We start from the raw sequence: 23,282 nt of genomic DNA, 5'->3' as shown, positions 1-23,282 counted from the left end.
CATGGACCGTCAGCCTCCTGAGAACATGTTGCTTTCCGAAGCGATGGCGCAGCTTGCGGCGACAGAGAAGTTCTGCCGCCAGCTGTTTCTGCTCACATCCTTGCAGGACGGGCAGCCCTGCTGGGAACCACCGGTGGATCTCTTGGAAACCGACGGCGAGCTGCTTGTCTATGTGGTGTTGCCAGGCGCCAAGGCCGATGAGGTTGAGGTGCGCATCAGAAACAACGAACTGATCATCCGGGGGCGGCGGGAGCCGCCGCCGGAGCTGTGCCATGCCACAGTGATCCGGCTAGAGCTGCCCTTTGGCCGGTTCGAACGGCGCATTCCGATCCCGCCGGGCACCTATGCCGTCAAGCGGCAGACGGTGCGGGGGCATTTGCTGATCCGGCTGTGCAAGAGCGGAGAGGGAGAGACGGCATGAACCAAGCCAGCGCTTCAGATATGGCCCAGCTGCAGGACATGCAGAACGTTCCGTTGCCGGAAGACGGGTTGATTCTGCTGCCGGTGCGCGACGTGGTCGCCTTTCCCGGTACTGTCTTCCCGGTCTCTACCGGGCGAGCCAAATCCATTGCGGCAATCCAGCAGGCGATCCGCCAGTCGCGGCCTGTAGGGCTGCTGCTGCAGCGCAACCCGGCGGTCAGCGATCCCAGGGCGGAGGATCTGTTTCGCATTGGCTGCACGGCGAATATCCTTCGGCTGATGACTTCGCCCGACGGCGCGCATCACATAATCTGCCAGGGAGTGGCCCGGTTTAGGCTGGTCGAGTTGCTGAAGGGGCCGCCGTTTCCGGTGGGCCGGGTGCTGAACCTGCCAGATGTAACCAGCCATCTGCCGCAGGTCGAGGCCCGGTTTTTGCATCTCAGAAGCCAAGCGGCAGAGCTGCTGTCGCTGTTGCCGCAGAGCCCCGCTGGGTTGGAGGAGGCGGCCCAAGCAGCCACCGAGCCGGGGGCGTTGGCGGATCTGGCAGCGGCCTATTCCGACATTCCAATTGAGGATCGGCAAGAGATCCTTGAAACCGTCGATATCGCTGCCCGGTTGGACAAGGTGTCGAAGATCCTGGCGCGGCGGCTGGAAGTGCTGCGCATCACCCGAGAGATCAGCGAACAGACGCGCGCCGCTTTTGACGAACGCCACCGCGAGGCAATCCTGCGCGAGCAGCTGGCGGCAATCCAGCATGAGCTGGGCGAGGACGGCGGCAATGCGGAGGAGATTGCTCAACTGGGTGAGGCAATCACTCGGGCCGGCATGCCACCGGAAGCCGAGGCAATGGCACGCAAGGAACTGGCCCGCTATGCGCGCCTGTCTGACGCTGCGGGGGAAGGGGCGGTTCTGCGAAACTGGCTCGACTGGATGGTGGAATTGCCCTGGCAGGCGCCAAGCGGTCGACCGGTTAGTCTGATCCAAGCGCGGGGCATTCTGAACGCCGACCACTATGGGCTGGAAAAAGTCAAAGCGCGGATCATCGAGTTCCTGGCTGTGCGCAAGTTGTCACCTGAAAGCCGGGCGCCGATCCTGTGCTTTGCCGGGCCGCCAGGGGTTGGAAAAACCTCCCTGGGCCAGTCGATTGCGCGCGCCCTGGGGCGGGCCTTTGGCCGGGTCAGCCTGGGCGGAGTGCATGACGAGGCCGAGATCCGCGGCCACCGGCGCACCTATATCGGGGCGCTGCCCGGCAGTATTATTCAGGCGGTGCGGCGGGCCGGCAGCCGGGATTGCGTGCTGATGCTGGATGAAATCGACAAGCTGGGCCACGGTATCCAGGGCGATCCCTCCGCAGCGCTTCTGGAAGTGCTGGACCCGGAACAGAACAGCACATTCCGCGACAATTACCTTGGGGTGGATTTCGACCTGTCTCGAGTGGTGTTCCTGACCACGGCCAACATGCTGGAAGGCATTCCGCGGCCGCTCCTGGACAGGATGGAGGTAATCAGCCTGCCGGGTTACACCGAAGAAGAAAAGCTGGAGATCGCCAAGCGCTATCTGGTGCCGCGGCAACTGAGGGCCAACGGTCTGATGTACGAGCGCCTCCGGTTCACACCGCCGGCGCTGCGGCTGATAATCCGCAGCTATACCAGGGAAGCCGGGGTGCGCCAGCTGGAACGTCAGATCGGCGCCGTCCTGCGGGCTGCAGCTGTGCGCTATGCTGAAGGCAAGCCAGCGAAAAACAAGCTTGGGGTGGATCAAGTGGAGGCCGCGCTGGGTGCGCCGCTGTTTGAAAATGAGACCGCGCTGCGCATCAGTACGCCAGGTGTTGCCACCGGGCTAGCCTGGACGCCTGCCGGAGGCGACATCCTGTTTATCGAGGCCAGCCGAGCGCCGGGCAAGGGGCGGCTGATCCTCACCGGCCAGTTGGGTGAGGTGATGCGGGAAAGCGCCCAGACCGCGTTGTCGCTTTTGAAGGCCCAGGCCGGGAGTCTGGGCCTGGAGGCCAATAGCTTTGACAGCGTTGACATTCACGTCCACGTGCCCGCCGGCGCCACGCCAAAGGACGGCCCCAGCGCCGGGGTGGCGATTTACACCGCGCTGGCTTCCCTGTTTCTGGATCGTACTGTGCGCAGCGATACCGCGATGACTGGAGAGATATCGCTGCGCGGGGTTGTGCTGCCTGTCGGCGGGATCAAGGAAAAAGTGCTGGCCGCCGCTGCAGCGGGGATTACCCGGGTGATGCTGCCCGCGCGCAACCGGCGCGATCTGGAGGACATTCCCGAGAGCACCCGTAAGCAGCTGGATTTCATCTGGCTCGACACTGCCAGCGAGGCGCTGCGCAAAGCGCTGCAGCGCGCTGCGGACCGAAAGGGTGCAGCGGCTGGATAGGCGGCAAATTAGTTCCGAACAGAGGTCCGGGCGCCGACAGATTAGGCGCCCGGATATTTTTAAAGCCCTAGGACTTCATCAGTCGTTGTCATTCAGCGGTTGCGAACCCGTCTTCTTCGATCAGAACATGATCATCGGGATGGAACGTTTGCCCGGTTCCGTCTGCAAGCTTTAGCAGGCAGTCTTCGCCGCAAGCTTCAGTTGCGGATTCACCCGGGTCCAGCGCGATCTCAAAACTATCGCTGCCGGAACTGAAAGTGACAGTTACTGAGTCGCTCCTGGTGTTGGTGATCGTAAGCGCGTTTGCGCCGCTGGCAAAAACCAGGGACATTGCGGCCAATATCCCTGCACTGGTTACTGTACTCATTTTTTGACACCCAGGACTGCAGGTTATTTCTTTCCGGAGTCCGATGCGGACTGGGCAGGCTTTCCGGAGGCAGACGCCGGCTTTGCCGGCGCCGGCTTGGGCTTCTTCGGTGTGGATCTTGGATCGGTCATGATGTTCACCTTGTCTCTGCGGGACCAATTTCCCGCAACGTGACGGTGGCGGATCGCAGCGGAAGATTCATTGACGGCGGGCAATGGCCTGGGCGCCATCGGCTAGTTGCTGCTGGTGCCCGCTTTAGGAACAAAAGGGTTTGCGCGACAGGTTTGCTTGTAAGCCAGACTGGCTGCCTGGGCGGAAATCAGCTTCAGGTAAGCCAAGGCGGGGGACCGGCGCAAAGGGCCAAAGATCTATAAGAATCCGAGACCCAAATTTGCGGGGTTAAACAGAGGTTCAGCTGTTGGCCGGATTTTCGAGAACGCGACGCTGGCCTTTAGCAGGTTCTCTTGCAGGACCGGCTGCCGCATCCCATTTGCGGAAGGTAAACCGGCCTGGGCATGCGGACTGCCGTGGCAGCGCCGGTTCAATGAGCCCGGATTCGGGATGCGGATGTTCAGGACAATGGATATGGGATCAGTTTTGCGGCTTCCAGCGCAGGCGCTCTGCATCCGGGTGCGCCCGTGGCTGGGCATGGGGCTTGTTTCCCGGAGTTCAAGAATATGAACGGGATGGATATTACAAGCCTGGCCGCGGGTCTGGCGGGCCTGTTTCTTGGCGGCGAATTGCTGGTGCGTGGAGCGGCAGGAGTTGCAGAGAAGCTAGGCCTGCCGATGTTTCTCATTGGGCTTACTGTGGTTGGGTTTGGCACTTCTATGCCGGAACTTCTGGTGTCTCTGGATGCCGCTCTGCGCGGCATACCGGACATTGCCATTGGCAATGTAGTGGGATCCAATATCAGCAATATTCTGCTGATCCTGGGGCTTGCAGCTTTGGTTCGGCCGATCCCGCTGGCACGTGCCGTACCCAAGAGGGATGCAGTTGTCATGGCTGCTGCTGCTCAGGTGCTGTTTCTGCCTTTCTGGCAAGGACAGGTGGACCGCGCTGCGGGGGCGGTCCTGTGTGCTGCATTGGCGGCATATCTAGGCTTGGCGTACCAGAGCGCGCGTGCAGGCGCAGCTCTCGTGGATGGGAAGCCGGAAACCGCGACTGGACTATGGCGGCCGCTGCTGGCTGCTGCCGCAGGTCTGGCGCTGCTGCTGCCCGGTGCCCGGCTGCTGGTCGACGGAGCGGTGGCGGTTGCGCGAGGCCTTGACGTACCAGAGGCTTTTATCGGCCTTACTGTAGTTGCTGTGGGCACTTCGTTGCCGGAGCTGGCAGCAACACTGGTAGCGGCCTACCGGCGCCGACCGGAAATTGCCTTGGGCAATATTGCCGGGTCGAACATTTTCAATGTGCTCGGCATCCTGGGACTGACCGCTGTTATCGTGCCGATACCGGTAGACCGGCGGTTCCTGGTCTTCGACCTGCCGGTAATGGCAGCGGTATCGGTCCTCCTGATGCTGCTTTTAATGTGCGGGCAGCGTCTGGGCCGCATTGCCGGGCTGTGCCTGCTCGCAGGGTTTGCGGTTTATGTCTGGAGGGCGCAGGCATGAGGGGAGCTGAGCGGTGTTCATAGATCCGGGCAACTTTGCTCCGGCGCTGGCGCTGGCATTGACGGCAATGGTCTTTGCGGCCTTTGCCAGCGAGCGGCGGCCTGCGGATCTGGTGGCCTTCACCGGTGCCTGCGCCGCGCTGGCGCTGGGACTGGTAAGCACGGAGGAAGTGCTAGCGGCACTGGCGAATCCAGCGCCCGCAACAATTGGCGTGATGTTCATTCTGAGTGCCGCGCTGGTGCGGACCGGGGTGCTGGAAGGGCTGACCAGCTTTATGGCGCGGATGGCAAAACGCCATGCCGTTTTGGCGGTAGCTGCCTTTTTCTCCGTGGCGGCTGCGGCTTCGGCGGTACTGAACAACACGCCGGTGGTAATGGTTCTGATCCCGGTTGCTATCGGCCTCGCCCGGCAGGCCGGCACGGTCCCGTCCAAGCTGCTGATCCCCTTGTCTTATTCTGTGATTCTGGGCGGCACGGTCACTATGATCGGCACCTCAACCAACCTCTTGGTGGACGGGGTCGCCCGTGGCCTGGGGATGGTTCCGTTCGGGCTGTTCGAGATTGCGCCGCTGGGGCTTGCGGTTGCATTGGCGGGGGGCGGGTTCCTGACTCTGGCCGGGCGGCATCTGCTTCCGGAGAGGGTAACGGTTACTGCCCAGACGGCTGAGCGGGAGGTGAAGAGCTGGCTGGTGGATGTCTTCATCCCAGCGGGCTCGCCGCTGATTGGCGCGCCACCGCTTACGGCGCTGGAGCTGACACGGGGCGGTACGCGAGTGATAGACGTGGTGCGCGGTGATGCGTCACTGCGCGGCGATCTGGCGGCGGTACGGCTGGAGGCCGGAGATATTGTGGTGCTGAAAGCCCGTGACAGCGCACTGATGGCCTTCAGCGAAGGAACCGCGCGGGGAGCCGGGATTCCGGACTTAGAGAGCGGCCGCACCCGATTGTCACAAGCTGCTGAACTGCTGGTGGGGCCGGGGTCAAAGGCCGTGGGTCGCACCTTGGGGCGGCTGCGCTGGCGGCGGCGGTTTGGGGTCTATCCCCTGGCGCTGCACCGAAAAGGCGCCTCTGCCGGGGGGCGTCTGGAAAATACCGTGTTGCGGGTAGGGGACACGTTGCTGGTGGAGGGAACGCTTGCTGACATTCAGCGGCTAGCTCTGGAGCAAAGCCTAGTGAGGCTGGAGCAGCGGAAGGCCCGCGCCTTCCGGCACCGCAAGGCGCCGCTGGCAGTGGCGATCCTGCTGGGAGTTGTGGTGCTGGCTGGGTTTAATGCGGCGCCGATCCTAGCGTTGGCGCTGATTGGAGCGGCACTGGTGATGCTGACACGCTGCATCGAGCCGGACGAGGCGTTTTCGGCGGTGGACGGTCGTCTGCTGATCCTTATTGTTTCAATGCTTGTTATCGGCCGCGCATTGGACCGTAGCGGCGCCGTCGAGTTGATTGTTGGAGCGCTGAAACCGTTGATGGCCTTGGCAGGGCCATGGGTGGCGCTGGCCATTGTCTATGCCGTAACTTCGGTGCTGACCGAAGTTCTGACCAACAGCGCGATTGCGGTGATCATGACGCCGCTGGCAGCGGGGCTTGCGGCAGCCCTGGGAGTGGATCCGCGTCCATTTGTCGTGGCGGTGATGTTTGCGGCATCCGCCAGTTTCGCCACCCCGATTGGTTATCAGACAAACACTCTGGTTTATGGAGCAGGCGGCTACAAGTTCGCGGATTTCCTGCGTATCGGCGTGCCAATGAACATAGTCACAGGCGCGGTTACCGTGCTCTTGATCCCGCTGTTGTGGCCGCTGGCTTGAGTCTGGTGGGCAGCTAGGGGATGCGGAAAGGGGCGGGTTTGCGCGGGGTTGGGTAAGTAACTGAATTTGCTTTTTTAAAAGTTTACTTTGGTCCCTTGCCTTTACCGCTTGCCGCTCCCATGTCAACGATAGGCAGCTCATGACGGGTTGCCGGGTTTCTGATGGAGAAACACATGAGCAGAGTAGCTTTTGGCGCTCTTCTCGCGGCCCTGGCGGCAGTTTCGGCCAATGCAATGAGTGCCGGAATTGATACAGACGGCGACGGCAAGGCGTCCTTGGAGGAACTGCAGGCTGTCTATTCCGGCGTGACCAGCGAACTGTTTGCGGAAATTGATGCAGATGCGGACGGTTTCGTGGATGACGAGGAAATGGCGGATGCGGTCGCCGCCGGAGTTCTGGAAGACCCGGTGACAGAGTTGTAGCAGCTGGAGCGGCGGCGTTCCTGCAGCTTGTTCCGGCTGAACCCTTGTTTCGGAAAGGGGTATCACCATGACAATTCGCAGACTGCTTGATGAACTGGAAACAGACATCCAGTGGATTGCTCCAGTCTCACCCATGGATGTGGCCATCGCTCTGCTTGCGCAGGAGGATACATCAGCGCTGCTGGTGTCCTCGGACAAGCGGTCGATGGCCGGCATTCTGACCAGCAGTGATATCGTGCGTTATCTTGAGGCCCACCAGAAGCTGCCCGGTCATTTGCGGGTGCGGAGCGTGATGACGCACCCCGTCATTTCCTGCGATGCCCGCCAATCTGTGCAGCGGCTGGAATGGCTGATGTCAAAGCACCATGTGCGCCATATTCCAGTTACTGAAGATGGGGAACCTGTTGCGGTGATCAGCATTCTGGACGTCACCCGCTACCGGCTGCTGACCGCGGAACAGGAGGCAGCTGAACTTCGGGACTATGTTGCTGGGGCATCCTGGCGGGTCAGCCCGCGCCCGCCCCGGCAGAACTAAAAGGGATCGAAACCGCGCCCGCCTGGCGTGGCGCATCTGAGGACTACGCTTATGGTTTTGGCAGGCCATACCACATTGGCAGCCGCCAGACAGGCGGCACATGCTCTGGCGGGGGAGCTTCTGCGCCTGATTCCGCGAACCGGTTCGCGCACTGAGTTGCGCCAAGGGGATACGCCGCCGCCGCGTCCGGAAACCCTCATGGAGGATGGGTGGGAACCGGCGGAAACGCTCCAGCAGGAAGCGGCAGAGCGGCGGTACCTGCCGCCGGATTGCGACGCCAACGAAGTGGAAAACGGCGATACGCCTGGACGCTATGGCGGCGGCCGGTACCGCGGCTGAACAGCTTGGAGAAGAACCTCACGCGGCTTCCTTTCAGCGGTCCAGGGTTTTCTCGAAGACTGCTTTACCGTCGCCGTCGCGGTAGAAATCTGGAAACTCGGCACGCAGCACATAACCCATCCGTTCATAGAACCGGCGCGTTGCCGCATAAAGCGGGCTGCTGGAGGTGTCGATGTAGACCTTGCGGCCCTGTGCCTGACGGATCGCAGCCTCGGCGCGTTGCATAAGCAGCCGCCCCAGGCCCGTGCCCTGTTGGGACGGGGCTACCGCGATCCAGTAAAGATCCCAGCTGTGATCGCTGCCCGGCACCGGGCCGAAGCAAGCGTAGCCTTGCAGTTCGGTGCCGGATTCGGCCAGCAGGAAGTGGTAGCCGGAGGCAGCTCCGGCGCTGAGCCGCTCCTGCGCCAGCTCGCCAGCGATTTCGACTTCCTCCGTGGAGAATTTGCCGGTTTCCGCAACCAGCTGCGTGATCCGGGCGGCGTCTCCGGCCCGCAGGGTCTTGCGCCAGCGGCGTTTCGGGGACAGGGCGGGGCGGGGCGATGCCGCCGGTTTCGCGCGCTGCGCAATCCCCTCTGCCAGTCCGCTGAAAAAGGCAGCAGCATTGTCGCCCAGGGTGCGCACCAGGTAGCCGCCTTCCTGAACCACAAGAATGGGAAACGGCTGCCGCCCGATGCAGGCGCCAGTCTGGCGGAAGTCCTGCGGCTTCAGCTTCCAGGTGCCGGTCGGGTCGCCGCGGCCAGTGTCAAACCCAAGGCAAAGGACCAGAAAACCCGGATCATGTTCCGCGATCCGTGCCAGTGCTCCTTGCAACGCGGTGTGGAAGTCTCCAGGCGTTGCCTGCTCGGCCAGAGGCAGGTTGAGGTTGTACCCGGCGCCGCTGCCCTGTCCTGTTTCATCGCGAAAGCCGGTGAAATAAGGGTAGGCAAAGCTGGGGTCGCCGTGGATGGAGACCGTCAGCACGTCGGCGCGGGTGTAGAAGATATCCTGCTGGCCGTTGCCGTGGTGGTAGTCAATGTCGAGCATCGCGACCCGCCCGTGCCGGGACAGGAAGTTGGCGGCAATAGCGGCGTTGGAGAGGTAACAGAAACCGCCGAAGGTCTTGTATTCGGCGTGGTGGCCGGGCGGGCGGACCAGTGCATAGGCGGCAGGGGCGCCGTTCAGCACCTCCTCTGCAGCGGTGAGTGTGCAATCGACAGCGCGGCGGGCGGCAGGCCAGGCATTCCGGTTGATCGGGGTGAATGTGTCGATGCACCAGTATCCAGCCAGCACGGTGCGTTCGCGCGGACGGCGGGCCGTATTGCGGACCGGAAAGACATAGGGGTAAACCGCGCCTTTTTCCGGCGCCTCGGCGCAGGCGCTGCGAAGGTACTCCACCAGTTTCGGGTCATGCGCCGCCTTGATCCAGCGGTCCGGGAAATGCCGTGGCGGCAGGCGGGCGAACAGACCGGTGGCGTCCAGCGCTGCGGTAACGGCAGCAATTCGCACCGGGCTTTCGACATAGCCGCGGGTATGGATATGGTGGATGTCGTGGCGATCGTTGATAACCATCGGAATCTGCAGCCCGGTCGGCGGCTGCATGCTGACCGCGCGGACGGCATAGCGCGGCGGCCGCAACCCGTAGCCCCCCGAGGTGACAGAAGCCACTACTTTTCGGACATATTCCGGCGGGCAGAGGTCCGAGTATTTCCGTTCCAGGATGGCACGGAAGATCTCCTTGAGCCGTTCCGCTTGCGGCAGGTCAAACTGGCCCAGACCATCGAACACCAGATGCGGTATATCGGTGTCCTCTGGCGAGAGCGGCAACTCATAGCCGGTGCCGGTAATGGGCCGGGCACCGTAGCGTTCGTAGAATTTGAGCCGGGCCGCGTTTTGGGCCAGGGCTGCGCTATCGTGGACGCTTTCAGGATTATCGGGCAGGCATTCGAAGTAAAGCCCCGCAGCCCCCAGCGCGGCTGCCTCCTGCCGGATCCGCTGATAGAGTGCTCCGCCGGTGCCGGATCCTGCGGTCTCTACCGGGGTCGCCGCCAGAATGTCCAGGAAGGCGAAATCGAGCTCCGGGTCGAACAGCAGCAGGGCAGTGCCACGAACGTCGCCGCGCCCGTTCTCCGCGACAAAAAGCGACGGGATGAACCGTTTGGCAAACGGATTGTTCAGATGCTCCGGCAGCGCGTCGATATCGGCGGACCGTTTGCCCGGAAACTGGGCGCGCAAGATCGCCAGGGCCTTGCCGATTGCGGCCTGGCTGGCGGGGGCATGGGCATCAGCAATCTTGCGGATGCGGAACATGGCGCGGGTCCCTTTCAGCTGCGGCGAGGGGGAGCGCTGCGAGATGCGCGATCAGGGCGTCATAGCCCATCCCGGCCTGCTCAGCGGCGGCGGCGAAACCGGCATCCGGCGCCAGGCAGGGATTGGTGTTCACTTCCAGGATCCAGGGCCGGCCGCCCTCATCGACCCGAAAATCCACACGCGCGTAGCCAGAAAGACCAAAGATCTGCCAGGTGCGCCGGGCGAGATCCGAAAGCAGGCCCAGCAGAGCATTGTCGCGCTCCGGAAAGGTGAACCGCCGGGGTGTGTGATGGTAGCTGTGTGCGGTTTCATCCCATTTGGCGGCGTAATCGACGATGCAGGGGGCATCGGAGGTGATATCCTGAAACAGGATTTCGGCGGGCGGCAGCACTTTTATGTCTTCGCCGCATTCCAGCAGCGACAGGTTGAATTCGCGCCCGGGAATATATTCCTCTGCAAAGAACCTGCCGCCAAAACGGGCCTCGCGGCGGACAATCTCCTCAGTTGCGTGGGCGCCGGACACAACTGATTGAGCATCGATCCCCAGCGAGGCATGTTCCGTGACGGATTTGACAATTACCCGGTCGAGCTTCGCGAGGGCAGGGCCGGATTGCGGCCAGGCCGGTGTCGGCAGGCCATGCCGGGTCATTAGCCGCTTCTGCGCAGTCTTTTTGAGGGCGGCCAACTGTGCCGCCGCTGAGCAGCCGGTATAGGGAATACCGGCTTCTTCCAGCAGCGGCAGCACCTCAGCCGCGCGCTGCATGTCGCGGTCGATGGCTTCCACCATGTTGAAAACCAGCCCTGGGCGGTCTTTTGCCGCCCAGGGTAGCTTAGCAGGACGGCCCGAGACATGTGCGAGCCGGGCGTCAAAACCTTGCCGGCACAACGCAGCGCGGATTGCCTCCGCAGTATCACGGGTGTCACGTTCGTCGGGATCGTCTCCGCTCGCCCCGTGCAGAACGATGATGGACAGCGGTTTCATTGCGCTGCGCTGAGTGCCTCTGTGCTGTCCGCCAGGCGGCAGCGGCGGATGGCGGCATCCAGAATGCCGCCGATCAACCCCTGGTAATCAAGCCCAGCCTTGGCCGACAGGATCGGCAGGTCGGAGTGGCTGGGGTGCAGGCCCGGCAGGGTGTTCACCTCCAGGAAATGCGGCGTGCCGCCAGCGTCAGAGCGCAAATCGATCCGCGCCGCGTCGCGGCAGCCGAGCGCGTGGTAGGCGGCCAGTGCGGAGGCGCCAGCGGCGCGTGCCTCCAGGTCTTCGGCAAGGCGGTAGATGACCCGGGTTTCCCAATGCTCTTTGTTCTGGAAGCTGTAGATTTCCGCCTCTGCCGAGTCGAGCAGAAGGATTTCCATCACCGCAATCACCCGCGCATCTGCCCCGTTGCCGAGAATGCCGACGGTGAATTCGCGCCCGGGCAGGAAGCTCTCAGCCAGAACCGGCTGGCAGAAGCGCTGGCGCAAGGAGCGGGCAGCGGCAGCGGCCTGGTCCACACCGTTCGCCTTGGAGGCATGTTCGCACCCCTTGCCGGTGCCTTCGGCCAGCGGTTTCAGAAAGACCGGGAACGGCAGGTCCAGTCCGCTATCGTCCACCGGAGTCTCCAGCACCGCAAATGGGGCTGTCGGGATGCCCGCATCGCGTACAACCCGCTTGGCCATCGCCTTGTCCAGCCCCAGCGCCTGGGTCAGCGGGTCGGAAAAGGTATAGGGGATACCGAAGGCTTCCAGCAGGGCAGGGACCTGCGCTTCACGGGCGCGGCCTTGCAGCCCCTCTGCGATATTGAAGACCAGATCCCAGCGGTCGCCTGCCGCCAGCCGCTGCGCCAGTATACGGACATGGCCGACCCGCTGGGTCTGATGTCCTGCTGCGCGCAGGGCGGTTTCGATGGCGGCAATAGTTTCCGGGCTGTCGAACTCGGCCATCGCCTCAACGCTGAGGCCGCTGCCCCGGTGGTCGTCGCGTAAATCGTATGTCAGGCCGATCAGCATGGCCGGTGTCCCTTTGATGCGCCCAGGCTGCCGCCCGGATCGGGGTAACGGTAAAGATTGTTTTCGAAGTTGCGCAGGATCAGGTCGCCGCCGTCGCGCCCCGCAACATAATCCGGCAGCAGCGGGATCTTGCCGCCGCCGCCGGGGGCGTCGATGACGAACTGCGGCACCGCATAGCCTGTGGTATGGCCACGCAGGCCCTCGATGATCTCCAGCCCCTTGGCTACCGGCGTGCGGAAATGGGCGGAGCCGGTGATCGGGTCGCATTGGTAGAGGTAAAAGGGCCTGACCCGCCGCATCAGCAGCGCCTGGTACATCGGCTTGAGGATATCGACGCTGTCATTGATCCCTTTCAGCAGTACGGTTTGCGAGCCGAGCGGGATGCCCGCGTCCGCCAGCCGCTTGCAGGCCTCTGTGGCCTCTGGTGTCAGCTCGTTGGGGTGGGTGACATGGATCGACATCCACAGCGGGTGGTGCCGTTTTAGCATCCGCACAAGCTCGCGGGTGACCCGCATCGGCAAGACGATCGGCATTTTAGTGCCAAGCCGGATGAACTCCACATGCGGGATCGCGCGCAGGCGTCCCAGAAGGTAATCAAGCTTGTCATCCGCGATGGTCAGCGGGTCGCCGCCGGACAGCAGCACATCGCGGACCTCGGGGTGCGCAGCGATGTAGTCCAGCGCCCGGTTCCACTGGGAGACCGAAAACTGGTATTCACCGCCCGCCTGGCCCACCATCCGTGACCGGGTGCAATACCGGCAGTAGGTCGAGCAGGTGCCGGTGGTCAGAAACAGCACCCGGTCCGGGTAACGGTGGACCAGTCCCGGCACCGGGGTGTCGTGGTCCTCGCCCAGCGGGTCACCTGCTTCTCCCGGGAGTTGCAAGTATTCCTGTCCGACGGGAATATGGGTGCGCCGCAGCGGCTCATCCGGATCATCCAGCCCCATCAGGCTGGCGTAATAGGGGGTGATGCCGACCGGCAGCCCGCCCTGATGCTGGGCCAGTGCCTCCTGTTCCTCATCGCTCAGGTCAAAGATCCGGCTGAGCACCTCCTGGCTGCGGATGCGGTTGCGCATCTGCCAGCGCCAGTCGTTCCAGTCTTCCGCGGCGGCCTTCGGGAAGTAGATCTTGCGGAAAGCTTTTGTCCTTTCCCCGGCCGGGAATTTCGGTGGCCGTGCCCGGCGGTTTCTAAGGAGGGGCGGGGAGATGCGGGCCTTAGCGTGGTCTGGCAATTGCAGATCAGCGTGGTCCGCGGCGGTCTCTGGTGGGTCCTGGCTTTCCTGAACGCCGGGACCTGCAGCAAGGGGATGGTCCATCCATGGTTTTCCTTGCGCCCAGAGTGCCGTCGCGCGCCAATCGTCGTTGCTGTCGCAGCTCTGGGACAAGAAAAACCTGTGGCCAATTCAGGATAAAATCAAGAAGTTTTGCAGGCGCTTACACAGAATTTTGGCGGTTTTTTGCCAAGGGCTTCCGTCCGCGGGCCGACCGTGGAAAACCCGCAGGTGAGGCGGCTGAAATGGGCTGCATTTTTACTCTTCCGTGAAGCTGCCAGACTTGACTGAACGATGCACTGACTTGCTCCAGACCGGAACAAACAGGGCGGATCCGTTGCGCCAAACCCGGGCTAGGACGGCATCCTTGCGGCTAGAGGCCAGCCTGGCTTCGGCAGTGCGGAAAGCAGCCAGATCGGGCAGCGGTATTCCGTCCAGGTGGGTGATCACATCGCCGGGGGCGAGGCTGCCGGGCCGTTCCGCGCCACCGGTCCACACCAGCAGCCAGCCCTTCTCATCAGCTGGGATAGCCAGTTCGCGCCGTGTTTCGTCATCCGCTGGAACCGCGGCCAGCACTAGACCAAAAAGAGAAAGTTCCACCTCGCTCTGCGGTTCCTGCATTGCCATCCCTGCCGGGGCAGAGGCGATCCTGATCGCCTGTTGTGACGGCGTGCCGTTGCGCCACAGCGATAGCTCTGCGACGCTGCCTTCCGGCAGTCCGGCGATTAACTCAACCAAATGCTGTGTGGCGGTAACGTGGGTGCCGTTCACCGCCAGAACGATATCTCCTGGCTGCAGCCCGGCGGCCATGGCCGGAGAAGCGGGCTCAACCCTGGTGATGATCTCGCCTGCCTGCCCCTGCGCATCTGTGAGCGTGGCCAGCCCTGGCGTAAGCGGCTGGCTCTGGGCGCCAATATAACCGCGCGGCACCCGGCCGTTTTCCAGCAACTGGGCGGCGACCTCCATCGCGAGGTCGGCCGGTACCGCGAATCCCATCCCCGTGCAGCCCTCGCACCAGGACATCATGGCAGTGTTGACGCCCACCACACGGCCGCCTGTATCGACCAGCGGGCCACCGGAGTCGCCGCTGACCACCGAAGCGTCGATCTGGATGAACCGGTCATAAGGGCTGGTCAGCAGATCGCGGTCCAGCCCGGCGACAATGCCCTCGGTCGCAGACAGGCCAAGGCCGAAGGGATTGCCCAGCACCACCACCCGGTGTCCGGGTTTGAGGCTGCCGGGATCGCCCCAGCCAAGAACCGGCAGCGGCTCATCTGCTGATATTGCCAGCAGCGCAATATCGGTGTGCTCATCCTGCCCGATCAGGCTTCCTTCATAAGAACGGCCGTTTAGAAGGCTGACAGTTATGGAAACTGCACCATTCACGACATGGGCATTAGTTACAATCAGACCGTCAGCACTGATGATGAAGCCGCTTGCCGTGGTGCCGCCTGGCTCCGGAGACGATGGGTCGTCCTGTGCCAGAGCGCGGCCGGAGGTGATCTTGCCGGCTGCGGCATAGCCACCAAAGGTCCTGATCATCACGGTGGCAGGCAGCAGATCCTCTACGATCGGCGCAAAGGAACCGGTGGAATCCAATTTGGACGGCGGCGGGGCGGATTGCGCCTGGACGGCAATGGGGAAGGCTAGCACGCACGCGGCTGCAATCTGCAGAACTGCGTTGCGGAAAAGTTCGATGGGCATGGGCTGATCACGCGGGGCGGGTTGTACGCTGCGGCGTGAGACTTTCCGTCTGTCCAGCGGTCCGGCTGCGCGTGCCGCGGTCCCGCAGAGCGGCAGCACAGAGCAGACATGGAATTAGATGGCATCGACGCCGGGAAAGAAAAGATGCCGACGCGGATTTTGTTTCGCAGGACAGGCAGGTCCTAACCAGTCCGGCAAATACTGTACTAGAGCCGTAGGACCTGGTGGCACTTGTCTTCTTGAAGCCTCTTTGGACCAAAATGCGGAATGTGGCTGGTAGGCTGAAAAGAACAAGCTGCCAAGTGTAGCGGGTTTTGGGGCGACAGCAGAGTGCCGGTCACGTGCTGCGCTAAGCTGTGAAACGTTATAGAACACAGTCGGAGCGGCAGAGGCCGAACGCCGGAGGGGCATCGGGCTGCTCCTAGTTGTCTGCTTAACCATGCTCGCTTGATGAGAGAAAATGGGTTAAGTATCGCAAAAAGCTCTGTTCGCAAATTCGGCATCGACGTACTGCAACCAGGCATCGAATCCATTGCTAATTAGCTCGTAGGCACGCACTCGCTTCTTGGATATGTAATCCTGAGCCCCAGCGGCCCGTCGATCAGTTCAGCTGCTCTTCAGATTCATCAAGTTCCACCGCCTCCGCATCCAGCGCATCCGCCAGTACCACCGCGGGAGCACCTGGCGTAAAGACGGTCTGGGCGATGGGGGGATTGTCGGCCTCGGTCCGGTTGACGCGCAGTTCCCGGTATGCGGTATACAGTCCGCTCGCTACGATCAGAACCATTCCGGCGAAAGTCGTGTAACGCGGCACCTCTCCCCACAGCAGATATCCGAGGGCCGCAGCCAGAGGCAAATAACTGTAGTCAAAAGGTGCAATCACGCTGGCGTTAGCGATTTGATAGGCGCGGGAAACCAGCGTGTAGGCCACTGTTCCGATACTCCCCAGCAAAGCGAGCATGGCAACGCCCTCCGCCTGAGGCAGCGGCCAGCCCATGCGGAGGTGGCCTAATTCAGGTGTGATCACGATCATCTGCGACACCGCGTATCCCATCGGTACGATCAGAACACCTGAAAATGAGATTGTGTAAAGACCGATGGTCAGCGAGGTATCTTGCTCACCGATCTTGCGCACAATCGTCTGACTGATGGCATAAGTGAGAGCGCAAAGGAGCGGAAGGATGGCAATCCAGCCAAAACTGTTGCCTGCCGGGTTCATTGCAATTACGACACCTGTGAAGCCAACAAGCAGTGCTGCTGCACGGTGAAGCCCGATTTTTTCGTGTAGAAAAAGAGCCGCAAGTGCCGCTGTCATTAAAGGTGCCGAGAAAAACAGCGTAGTGACCTCAGCCAGTCCCATGAAGGGAAATGCTGAATAGAACATCGCGAATCCGGAGGCGAAAAGCATGGCCCGCGCCAGATACCACGGCCAGAGAGGGGTGAAGATGCGATGCGGTGCGCCTAGCCAAAGGACGAGCGGCAGTAGAGTGATCAAGGCTACGATGGACCGGACAAATATCAGCATCCAAACCGGGTAATGGCTTAACATGTCCTTCATCAGAACGTCCTGCCCGACAAACAGGACCATCCCGGAAAGCACACAGGCGATCCCTTGGGTAGTGCGGGGCAGCGGCGGTGCGCCAATTTCGGGTGAGGCTGACATTAGGGCAGCTTGCAAATTCCAATAGGTTTGTCTTGCTCTGCAGCGACCTGAATGTCGACAATATCTTATTGCCGGTACCAGCGAACGAATTGGTTTGTCTTGTATAGTGAACCGCAATACCGGAGGGAGATATTGCATCCGGCTGGCGTGAACAGTGGCCTCAGGACCCAAGGAAGAAGCCACCCGCGCCAATGCCGTGGAGCAGCTTCGTCCTTGGGCTCTTCAAGGTCATCGGAAGCAGCGCAGCATCCAGCCGATTAGGTTCCGGCTAAGCGTTGAGGACGGCCCAGACCTGCCGTTCGATAGTCTCGGGCAGCTTCCTGGAAGCGGTCATTGGTGCTTGCCGCAGCAAGACCTGTACGACATTGTCCGCGGCATTCATTGCAATGGAGCCCGGCGCCTCACCATGTCCAAGAAAACCCTGAACCAAGCCAACCTTGAAAAGCTGGGCGCGGAGAACCTCGCCGCACTGGTCATGGATCTTGTCCAGGGTAGCGCCGCTTTACAGCGCCGCGCGAGAATGGAGCTCAGTGCGGCCCAAGGTCCTAAGGAAGTTGCCGCTGATCTCCGCAAACGCTTTGCCTCTCTGCGCCGCGCGACCAGCTTCGTCGATTGGCGTAAGCAAAGGGCGCTGGTCAAGGATCTGGAGGGGCTCCTGGCAATGATCGAAAACACCATCGCCCCCGATGACCCGAACGAAGCGTTCGAACTGCTCTGGTCGTTCCTGCACCTGGCTCCCTCGGTCCACGAGCGCACGGATGACAGCAACGGCGCGATTGGCGGCGTCATGTGTGAGGCGGTGGACCTGATCGCGAAACTATCGCCCACCGTTTCCCAGGACCGCACCACCCTGGCGGAACGCGTTCTCGACGCTGTCGCAGATGCGGGCTACGGCGAGTTCGACGGGATTATCCCCGCGACGGCGGAGGCGCTGGGGCAGGAGGGGCTCGAGCATCTCAAGCAGATCACGCAAGTATGGGCGGACGCTCCGCCGACCGAGCAGGAACTCGAGCAATACCGGGGCTACGGCCTCATGTCTTCTGCCGAAGACAGCGTGCGGCGCAACAAGCAGGTGACGCGGTCGATCATCCTTGCGGATGTGGCGGACGCCCAGGGGGATGTCGATGCCTACATGGCACGCTATTCCGAAGAACAGCTGACCTATGGCACCATCGCCCCCGACGTCGCGCGCAGATTGCTGGATGCGGGGCGCGTTGATGAGGCGTTCGACATCGTCACCCGTGCCCGCACCGCCGAGGACGGCAAGTCCATCCGGATGTTCCGTTACGATCTCGACGCAGTCTATGAAGAATGCCTCGAAAAACAGGGCAAGACGGAGGAGTTGATGGCGCATCTGCGAAGGACCTTCGAGCAAACCCTCAGCGCGCCCTGCCTTCGAAAGTACCTGAAATTGCTTCCCGATTTCGACGACATCGAGGCAGAAGAGGCTGCCTTGGACTTTGCCGAGGCCTATCCGCATCTGGGTGCGGCGATCAGTTTTCTGGTGAACTGGCCATCTCTCGGCCGCGCGGCGCGGATCGTGGTGGCGCGGGCCGAGGAACTGAACGGGGATTCCTATCACACCCTCACGAGCGCGGCAGACGCTCTCGAGGCCGAGCATCCGCTCGCCGCCACACTGATGCGCCGTGCCATGGTGCTGGACACGCTGACCGGCGGAAAATCCACGCGCTACCGCCACGCGGCGCGCCATCTGGCCGAATGCCGGTCCTGCAATGCCACCATAACAGATTATGGTGACCACCCCTCCCACCCGCAGTTCCTCGACATGCTCAGGAAGGAACACAGTCGAAAACATGGGTTTTGGCGCTTGGTCAATACGTGATTCCGGCCCATAGCAGCCGCTCCGTCCATCGCCAAATTCTGCGGCGCAGCTTCACCACACCAGCCATTCGCCGCGACCGCACATTGCCTCGTGGTCATTAAATAATATGCGCGGTCATGGCGATCTCGGAATCCACGATGTCAGAAGGGCGGCTTCTTCGGCCAGGGGAAGCTCCAGACGTCACGAAGCGCGTGATCATATAGCTCGCCCCCCCTCGAACTGGCTACGTATCCCTTTCCAGGAATACCGGTGTGTTTTGCGTACACTAGTGCCTGCATCGGCGGATAGCCGTTCTCTCTGAACCAAGTCTGCATCACCCCAAGAAACCAGCGGGCGCTGCGGTGGTGAAGTCCAAGCGGATCGGTGAGGTCCTTGTATGTGATCCGCTGCCCCTTCCGAGCGCATCGGCGCAGTATCTTGTAAGCGCGCCGGGCACGGGCCGTATGGTCAATCATATTTGGCATATGTCTTCTCCTGCGGCTCATGATGTGGACGGAGATCTCGTGAACCGCACGCCGAAGACCTCCTCCGCGAAAGCGGGGGTTGGGTCAGCGGCCATCGGTTGATCCGACGGTTCGGCTCCTGAGTGTACAGGCGGCTCTTTTTGCGATGCGGTATTTTGCATCGGCCCTGATGGTTCGCAGATATGACGCGTCGGCGAATATGCAAGAGCGGCAAGAGCAGTTCCAAGTAAAAAACCTTGGACCTACCCCCCTCATCAAAAATAAGGAAGTAAGAAATGTCCGGGGTCTTTAGGCAGTAGACACCATGGCTATTGCCGACGGCCATGAACGGCAACCTCGGCCAACTGCCGTCGAAGCCGGCAATTGATGCTGCGGCGCGGCTTCCGCAAAGCGGTCATCCAAAAAGCGAGTAGAAATCAGAAGCAACCAACTTCTTCTTGGAAAACTTGGTTGAAACGTCCGATTCCTTCGGAAAACGGAAGCCAGCTCCGAGCGGTTTCGCTTCTGAAAGGCGACCAAGCCATGTAGCATGTGAGGCGAGGAAGTTAAATCTTGACGTATTGACAGCGCCAAGAACATAGTGACGCAACCACTACGAGTATCTCCGCAACATGATTGAAAAATATCCGCGTGACTGGGACGGAAACGAATGGGAGCAGTTCAGCCTACGGCTTGTCCGGGAACGTCATGGCGCTGAAAATGTGCAGCCGATACCGGCTCGCGTGAACGGTGATCTTGGCATCGAATGCATCACTACCGACGGGTGCGTTTACCAGAGCTACGCACCTGAGGAGACCGGAGATACCAGCAAAGCAGCGAGCGCCATGCGTGCAAAAGCCAATCGTGATCTCAATAAGCTGACAAAAAACCAAGGCAAAATCTCGAAGCTACTGAGCGGTACCAAAGTGCGCCGTTGGATATTGTTGTGCCCGTTCTTGGATGACAAAGACGTCGTGACAACGGTAGCAAACAAAGCACACGAAATTCATGAAACAGGTTTGCCCTTTCTGGACGCTGATTTCCGCGGGCTTGTTCACTGTCAGGAGGATTTCTCGAGGGAGATTGAGAAGATCAGGTTGGAAGCGTGCGGTGCCAGCCTAGACCTGAAAACTCCGGGCGCTGACGAAATAGCGGATACCGGCAATGCAATTGATGAGGTGCTGGATCAAAAAATTGGACGCGGGTTTCCGCAGCTCGAACCAGACCAAGCGGTTAGGAGAAAGCACCGATTCATTAGCACTCATATCAGAGCTGAGAATGCTCTCGAGCAATTGAAACGTGACGCACCCGAACTTTGGGAAAAGGCAACGACGGCCATCGCCCTGGAAGAAGACCGGCTCGAAACGTCCGGTACCGTATCAGGGCCAGCCGGGGATCTCCTGACCGGCGAGCAAGATCGATTGTATCAGGCACTTGTTTCTGCACTCCCAACTTTGGAGACGAATGCCATCCGCGCGATTGCGATGGGACAGATCGGAACGTGGCTTATCGAGTGCCCACTCGACTTCACAGCATCCGCGAAAGGTTCATCGCAATGAACGACCCTGCCTCCAGCTTTGTCTTCAGGGAGCGTCCCAAACCCTGCGCGGGGGATATGCGGATATCTTGGCGCATATCTGTCACCCTTCTAGCCTTGTTTCATTCACGCGGGAAAAAAGCCTCATTTGCCAAACTGCATGTCCTTAACGACGCCCTTCGCTCACAGGCGTCGCGAGAAAAACTCGAGGCGATATTGGAAGAAAAGATACCAGCATACACGTGGCGTTTGCGAGTGGAGCCGGCGTTTACACGCGCTCTCGACTTTCTCGTTGGAGAAGGCTTCGCTGATTGGTCTGTCAGCAGCAATCGGACAACACTCTCCCTGACCGAAAAAGGGATCGAAGCGGCAAAAGAAATTGATTCCATTGGCGATGTGCTGGTCGATGAAAGGTCTTTTATGAAAGGGCTAGCCGTGAAAATCACCGAGGGATTTGTTCAGAAAATGTTATTGGTAGGAAAACGCCTTCTATGATCCAAATCCGGCACATTAGGCTCCGGTCGATAACCGCTGAGAATACATATGGTGTTGATGTCCCATTGTCGTCTGGCCTCAACGTCATTCAGGCTGACAATACATCAGGAAAATCTACTACCCTGATGTCCATCATCTACGGGCTCGGACTCGAACGCGCCATTGGTCCGAAGCTTGATGTTCCCCTGCCATATGCCATGCGTGAACGCATACAAAGCGATCCTGATAGTCCCTACGAAGCTGTCCTCGAGTCTCATGTCGCGATCGAACTCGTCAACGAAGACGGCGAATACATGACTGTCCGGCGCGATATCACCGGCGTGGCCGAGCAAAAGCTTGTACAGACTTGGGATTGTCGACTTGATGAAGTCGACCTCGGCCTTGGCAATCAGCGTGACTTTTTCCTATACGACGCTGGCGCTGCGATTCGCGAGGACGGCTTCCATCATCATCTCGCCAAGTTCGTCGGTTGGGTCCTCCCCCAAGTACCTCGGTTTGATGGCGACGAGGGGTTACTTTATATCGAAACACTTTTCCCAATGTTCTTTGTTGAGCAAAAGCGAGGTTGGTCGGCCGTCCAAGGGCCCCTTCCGACCTATTTGGGAATACAAGATCTCCCCCGTCGGGTTATGGAATTCATTCTCGATCTTGATGCCGGGAAAGTGCGCCGCCGAAGGAGTGAGCTTCGCAAAGAGCAATTAGTTCTTCAGACACGTTATCGCGAACTTCGCAAAGAGGCCATCGACGGAAAAGGCACGCTGGTTCGGATCGAAGGTCTTCCCAACGAACCGACCGCCAGCTTTGGTCAGGAAGGTACAGTGCAGCTCTCCGTATACTACGGTGAAGAGTGGCGCTCTCTCGCCAGCGTTGAGGAGGAAATCCGAAACCGGATCGGCGCCTTTGATGAGACTGAGTTTGCCGTGGTCGATGACGCCGAAAACGGGCTCAAATCCGAACTAGCTGAAGCTGAAGAACACTATGCGAATTTGAACTCACAAATCCAAGTTATTCGACAAGACTTCCAACTTGCCCGCAGTGAACGGCAAGGTTTCAAGGATCGTGTGGAGGCACTCGAAACCGACCTTCTCCGCAATCAAGACGCGTTAAAACTGCAAAAACTCGGCTCAACACTTGGGGCGGCGGCAACTGATCATACGTGTCCCACTTGTCAGCAAGCCGTGGCAACCGAACTACTCCCTGCAGTCAGCCGCGAAGCCATGGGGCTGGAAGAAAACATCGTTTTCATAAAGTCCCAGCTTGACTTGTACCGCGCGATGCTCGGATCGGCATCTGACAGTCTGGACCTGATAAACGTAAGGTATCAATCCTTGCGCGAAGATGTTCAGGAACAGCGCTCCAAGATTAGGTCGCTAAAGCGCGACCTCCTCCGGCCAACTAAGAGCCCGGCACGCTCCGAACTGGAAGAAATCGTACGTCTGGAAGCCCGTCTTGAACGCTGGCAAGCGCAGCAGGAGAAAATAGACGGAACCGTAGACGGCTTGCGAGCGATCGCCCGCGAATGGGCTCGCGTCCGTGCTGAATTTAAGGAACTCGGTCCGGGAAACCTCACTGCTGCGGATCAATCAAAGATCAACGCCTTTCAAGGCGTCCTTCAGCACTTGCTCGGACGCTTCCGTTTCTCTTCCTTTCGCGCGAGTGACATCACACTTTCACCCGACGACTTCCGCCCACAAGTCGTCACGGAAGATGACGATGGCGATAGGGTAGTGAAAGATATCGGGTTTGAGGCCTCTGCCAGTGACGGCATTCGCTTGAAGTGGTCTTACATCCTTGCTCTTCTGCAATTGTCGAAGAGGTTTGAGACCAATCACGCCGGTTTCGCCGTATTCGATGAACCCGGGCAGCAACAGATGCGGGAGCTGGATTTAGCGGCATTTTTTGCGGCAAGCGCGTCAAGCGCCGGAACAGAGCGGCAAATCCTTGTGACTACATCCGAGGTTCTAGAACGCGTAAATGCAGCACTCGAAAAGGTTGAAGCCACCATTTTTTCGGTTGAAGGGTTCATTCTTAAAGCAACCTAACATACACAGCCCGTAGCTGCGCTTAGCTTTCGGTGTCCACGAATTTGCGTTAAATCCCTAGTTTAGAGTCGGCTTTAGTGCATTTAGCGCAGAGCAATCCCACCCGCAGCGAATGACGGCTTCC

18 protein-coding genes are annotated in these 23,282 nt (G+C 60.5%); 11 read left to right on the top strand and 7 right to left on the bottom strand.

Going from position 1 to position 23,282, the window contains the following annotated elements; all coding sequences use genetic code 11:
* Window positions 1-25 precede the first annotated feature (25 nt).
* Window positions 26-421: an Hsp20/alpha crystallin family protein gene (locus AC4HIX_RS03930; protein WP_490397965.1), complete on the top strand. Its 396-nt coding sequence runs from the start codon at window positions 26-28 to the stop codon at window positions 419-421.
* On the top strand, window positions 418-2,811 hold the full coding sequence (gene lon, locus AC4HIX_RS03925) for an endopeptidase La (RefSeq protein WP_490397964.1): 2,394 nt from the start codon (window positions 418-420) through the stop codon (window positions 2,809-2,811). Before AC4HIX_RS03930 ends, lon begins: the two co-directional genes overlap by 4 nt.
* An 88-nt stretch (window positions 2,812-2,899) precedes the next feature.
* Here lon and AC4HIX_RS03920 read toward each other — a convergent pair whose 3' ends face one another.
* A complete protein-coding gene (locus AC4HIX_RS03920) occupies window positions 2,900-3,142 on the bottom strand; it encodes a hypothetical protein (protein WP_490397963.1) in 243 nt (80 codons plus the stop codon).
* 713 nt (window positions 3,143-3,855) lie between these two features.
* Between AC4HIX_RS03920 and AC4HIX_RS03915 the strand changes: the two genes are divergently transcribed.
* From AC4HIX_RS03915 to AC4HIX_RS03895, 5 genes are all read left to right on the top strand, one after another.
* Entirely contained in the window at window positions 3,856-4,788 is a 933-nt protein-coding gene (locus tag AC4HIX_RS03915; protein WP_490397962.1) for a calcium/sodium antiporter, read from the top strand.
* Between the two features lie 13 nt (window positions 4,789-4,801).
* The gene (locus AC4HIX_RS03910) at window positions 4,802-6,589 is read left to right on the top strand and encodes an SLC13 family permease (RefSeq protein WP_490397961.1); all 1,788 of its coding nucleotides are present in this window, start codon (window positions 4,802-4,804) and stop codon (window positions 6,587-6,589) included.
* Window positions 6,590-6,762: 173 nt separating this feature from the next.
* A complete protein-coding gene (locus tag AC4HIX_RS03905) occupies window positions 6,763-7,011 on the top strand; it encodes an EF-hand domain-containing protein (RefSeq protein ID WP_058288136.1) in 249 nt (82 codons plus the stop codon).
* A gap of 67 nt (window positions 7,012-7,078) precedes the next feature.
* Window positions 7,079-7,546, top strand: a complete 468-nt coding sequence (locus AC4HIX_RS03900; RefSeq protein WP_490397960.1) for a CBS domain-containing protein — start codon at window positions 7,079-7,081, stop codon at window positions 7,544-7,546.
* Window positions 7,547-7,744: 198 nt separating this feature from the next.
* Entirely contained in the window at window positions 7,745-7,885 is a 141-nt protein-coding gene (locus tag AC4HIX_RS03895; protein WP_490397959.1) for a hypothetical protein, read from the top strand.
* 33 nt (window positions 7,886-7,918) lie between these two features.
* Here AC4HIX_RS03895 and AC4HIX_RS03890 read toward each other — a convergent pair whose 3' ends face one another.
* The 6 genes from AC4HIX_RS03890 to AC4HIX_RS03865 all read right to left on the bottom strand — a co-directional run bounded on the left by AC4HIX_RS03890 (window position 7,919) and on the right by AC4HIX_RS03865 (window position 16,798).
* Window positions 7,919-10,171 (bottom strand): GNAT family N-acetyltransferase, encoded by a 2,253-nt coding sequence (locus AC4HIX_RS03890; protein WP_490397958.1) that lies wholly within the window; start codon window positions 10,169-10,171, stop codon window positions 7,919-7,921.
* The gene (locus AC4HIX_RS03885; RefSeq protein WP_490397957.1) at window positions 10,146-11,153 is read right to left on the bottom strand and encodes a D-alanine--D-alanine ligase family protein; all 1,008 of its coding nucleotides are present in this window, start codon (window positions 11,151-11,153) and stop codon (window positions 10,146-10,148) included. Before AC4HIX_RS03885 ends, AC4HIX_RS03890 begins: the two co-directional genes overlap by 26 nt.
* Complete coding sequence (locus AC4HIX_RS03880) at window positions 11,150-12,160, bottom strand: D-alanine--D-alanine ligase family protein (protein ID WP_490397956.1); 1,011 nt, start codon at window positions 12,158-12,160, stop codon at window positions 11,150-11,152. Before AC4HIX_RS03880 ends, AC4HIX_RS03885 begins: the two co-directional genes overlap by 4 nt.
* Window positions 12,154-13,476, bottom strand: a complete 1,323-nt coding sequence (locus AC4HIX_RS03875; RefSeq protein ID WP_490397955.1) for a KamA family radical SAM protein — start codon at window positions 13,474-13,476, stop codon at window positions 12,154-12,156. The genes AC4HIX_RS03880 and AC4HIX_RS03875 overlap by 7 nt, the downstream gene beginning before the upstream one ends.
* Before the next feature lie 213 nt (window positions 13,477-13,689).
* A complete protein-coding gene (locus AC4HIX_RS03870) occupies window positions 13,690-15,135 on the bottom strand; it encodes a trypsin-like peptidase domain-containing protein (RefSeq protein WP_490397954.1) in 1,446 nt (481 codons plus the stop codon).
* Between the two features lie 601 nt (window positions 15,136-15,736).
* Complete coding sequence (locus AC4HIX_RS03865) at window positions 15,737-16,798, bottom strand: DMT family transporter (RefSeq protein ID WP_490397953.1); 1,062 nt, start codon at window positions 16,796-16,798, stop codon at window positions 15,737-15,739.
* Between the two features lie 406 nt (window positions 16,799-17,204).
* On the opposite strand from AC4HIX_RS03865, the gene AC4HIX_RS03860 reads away from it, so the two are divergent.
* From AC4HIX_RS03860 to AC4HIX_RS03845, 4 genes are all read left to right on the top strand, one after another.
* The gene (locus AC4HIX_RS03860) at window positions 17,205-18,641 is read left to right on the top strand and encodes a DUF6880 family protein (protein WP_490397952.1); all 1,437 of its coding nucleotides are present in this window, start codon (window positions 17,205-17,207) and stop codon (window positions 18,639-18,641) included.
* A 1,075-nt stretch (window positions 18,642-19,716) separates the two neighbouring features.
* Window positions 19,717-20,643: a hypothetical protein gene (locus AC4HIX_RS03855; RefSeq protein WP_490397951.1), complete on the top strand. Its 927-nt coding sequence runs from the start codon at window positions 19,717-19,719 to the stop codon at window positions 20,641-20,643.
* Window positions 20,640-21,116 carry a hypothetical protein gene (locus AC4HIX_RS03850; protein WP_490397950.1) on the top strand — a complete coding sequence of 159 codons (477 nt, stop codon included), beginning with the start codon at window positions 20,640-20,642 and terminating at the stop codon, window positions 21,114-21,116. Before AC4HIX_RS03855 ends, AC4HIX_RS03850 begins: the two co-directional genes overlap by 4 nt.
* A 125-nt stretch (window positions 21,117-21,241) precedes the next feature.
* Window positions 21,242-23,158: a hypothetical protein gene (locus AC4HIX_RS03845; RefSeq protein WP_490397949.1), complete on the top strand. Its 1,917-nt coding sequence runs from the start codon at window positions 21,242-21,244 to the stop codon at window positions 23,156-23,158.
* Window positions 23,159-23,282 lie beyond the last annotated feature (124 nt).

Source organism: Leisingera sp., from assembly GCF_982940295.1.
This window is presented reverse-complemented; position numbering and strand designations above follow the sequence as displayed.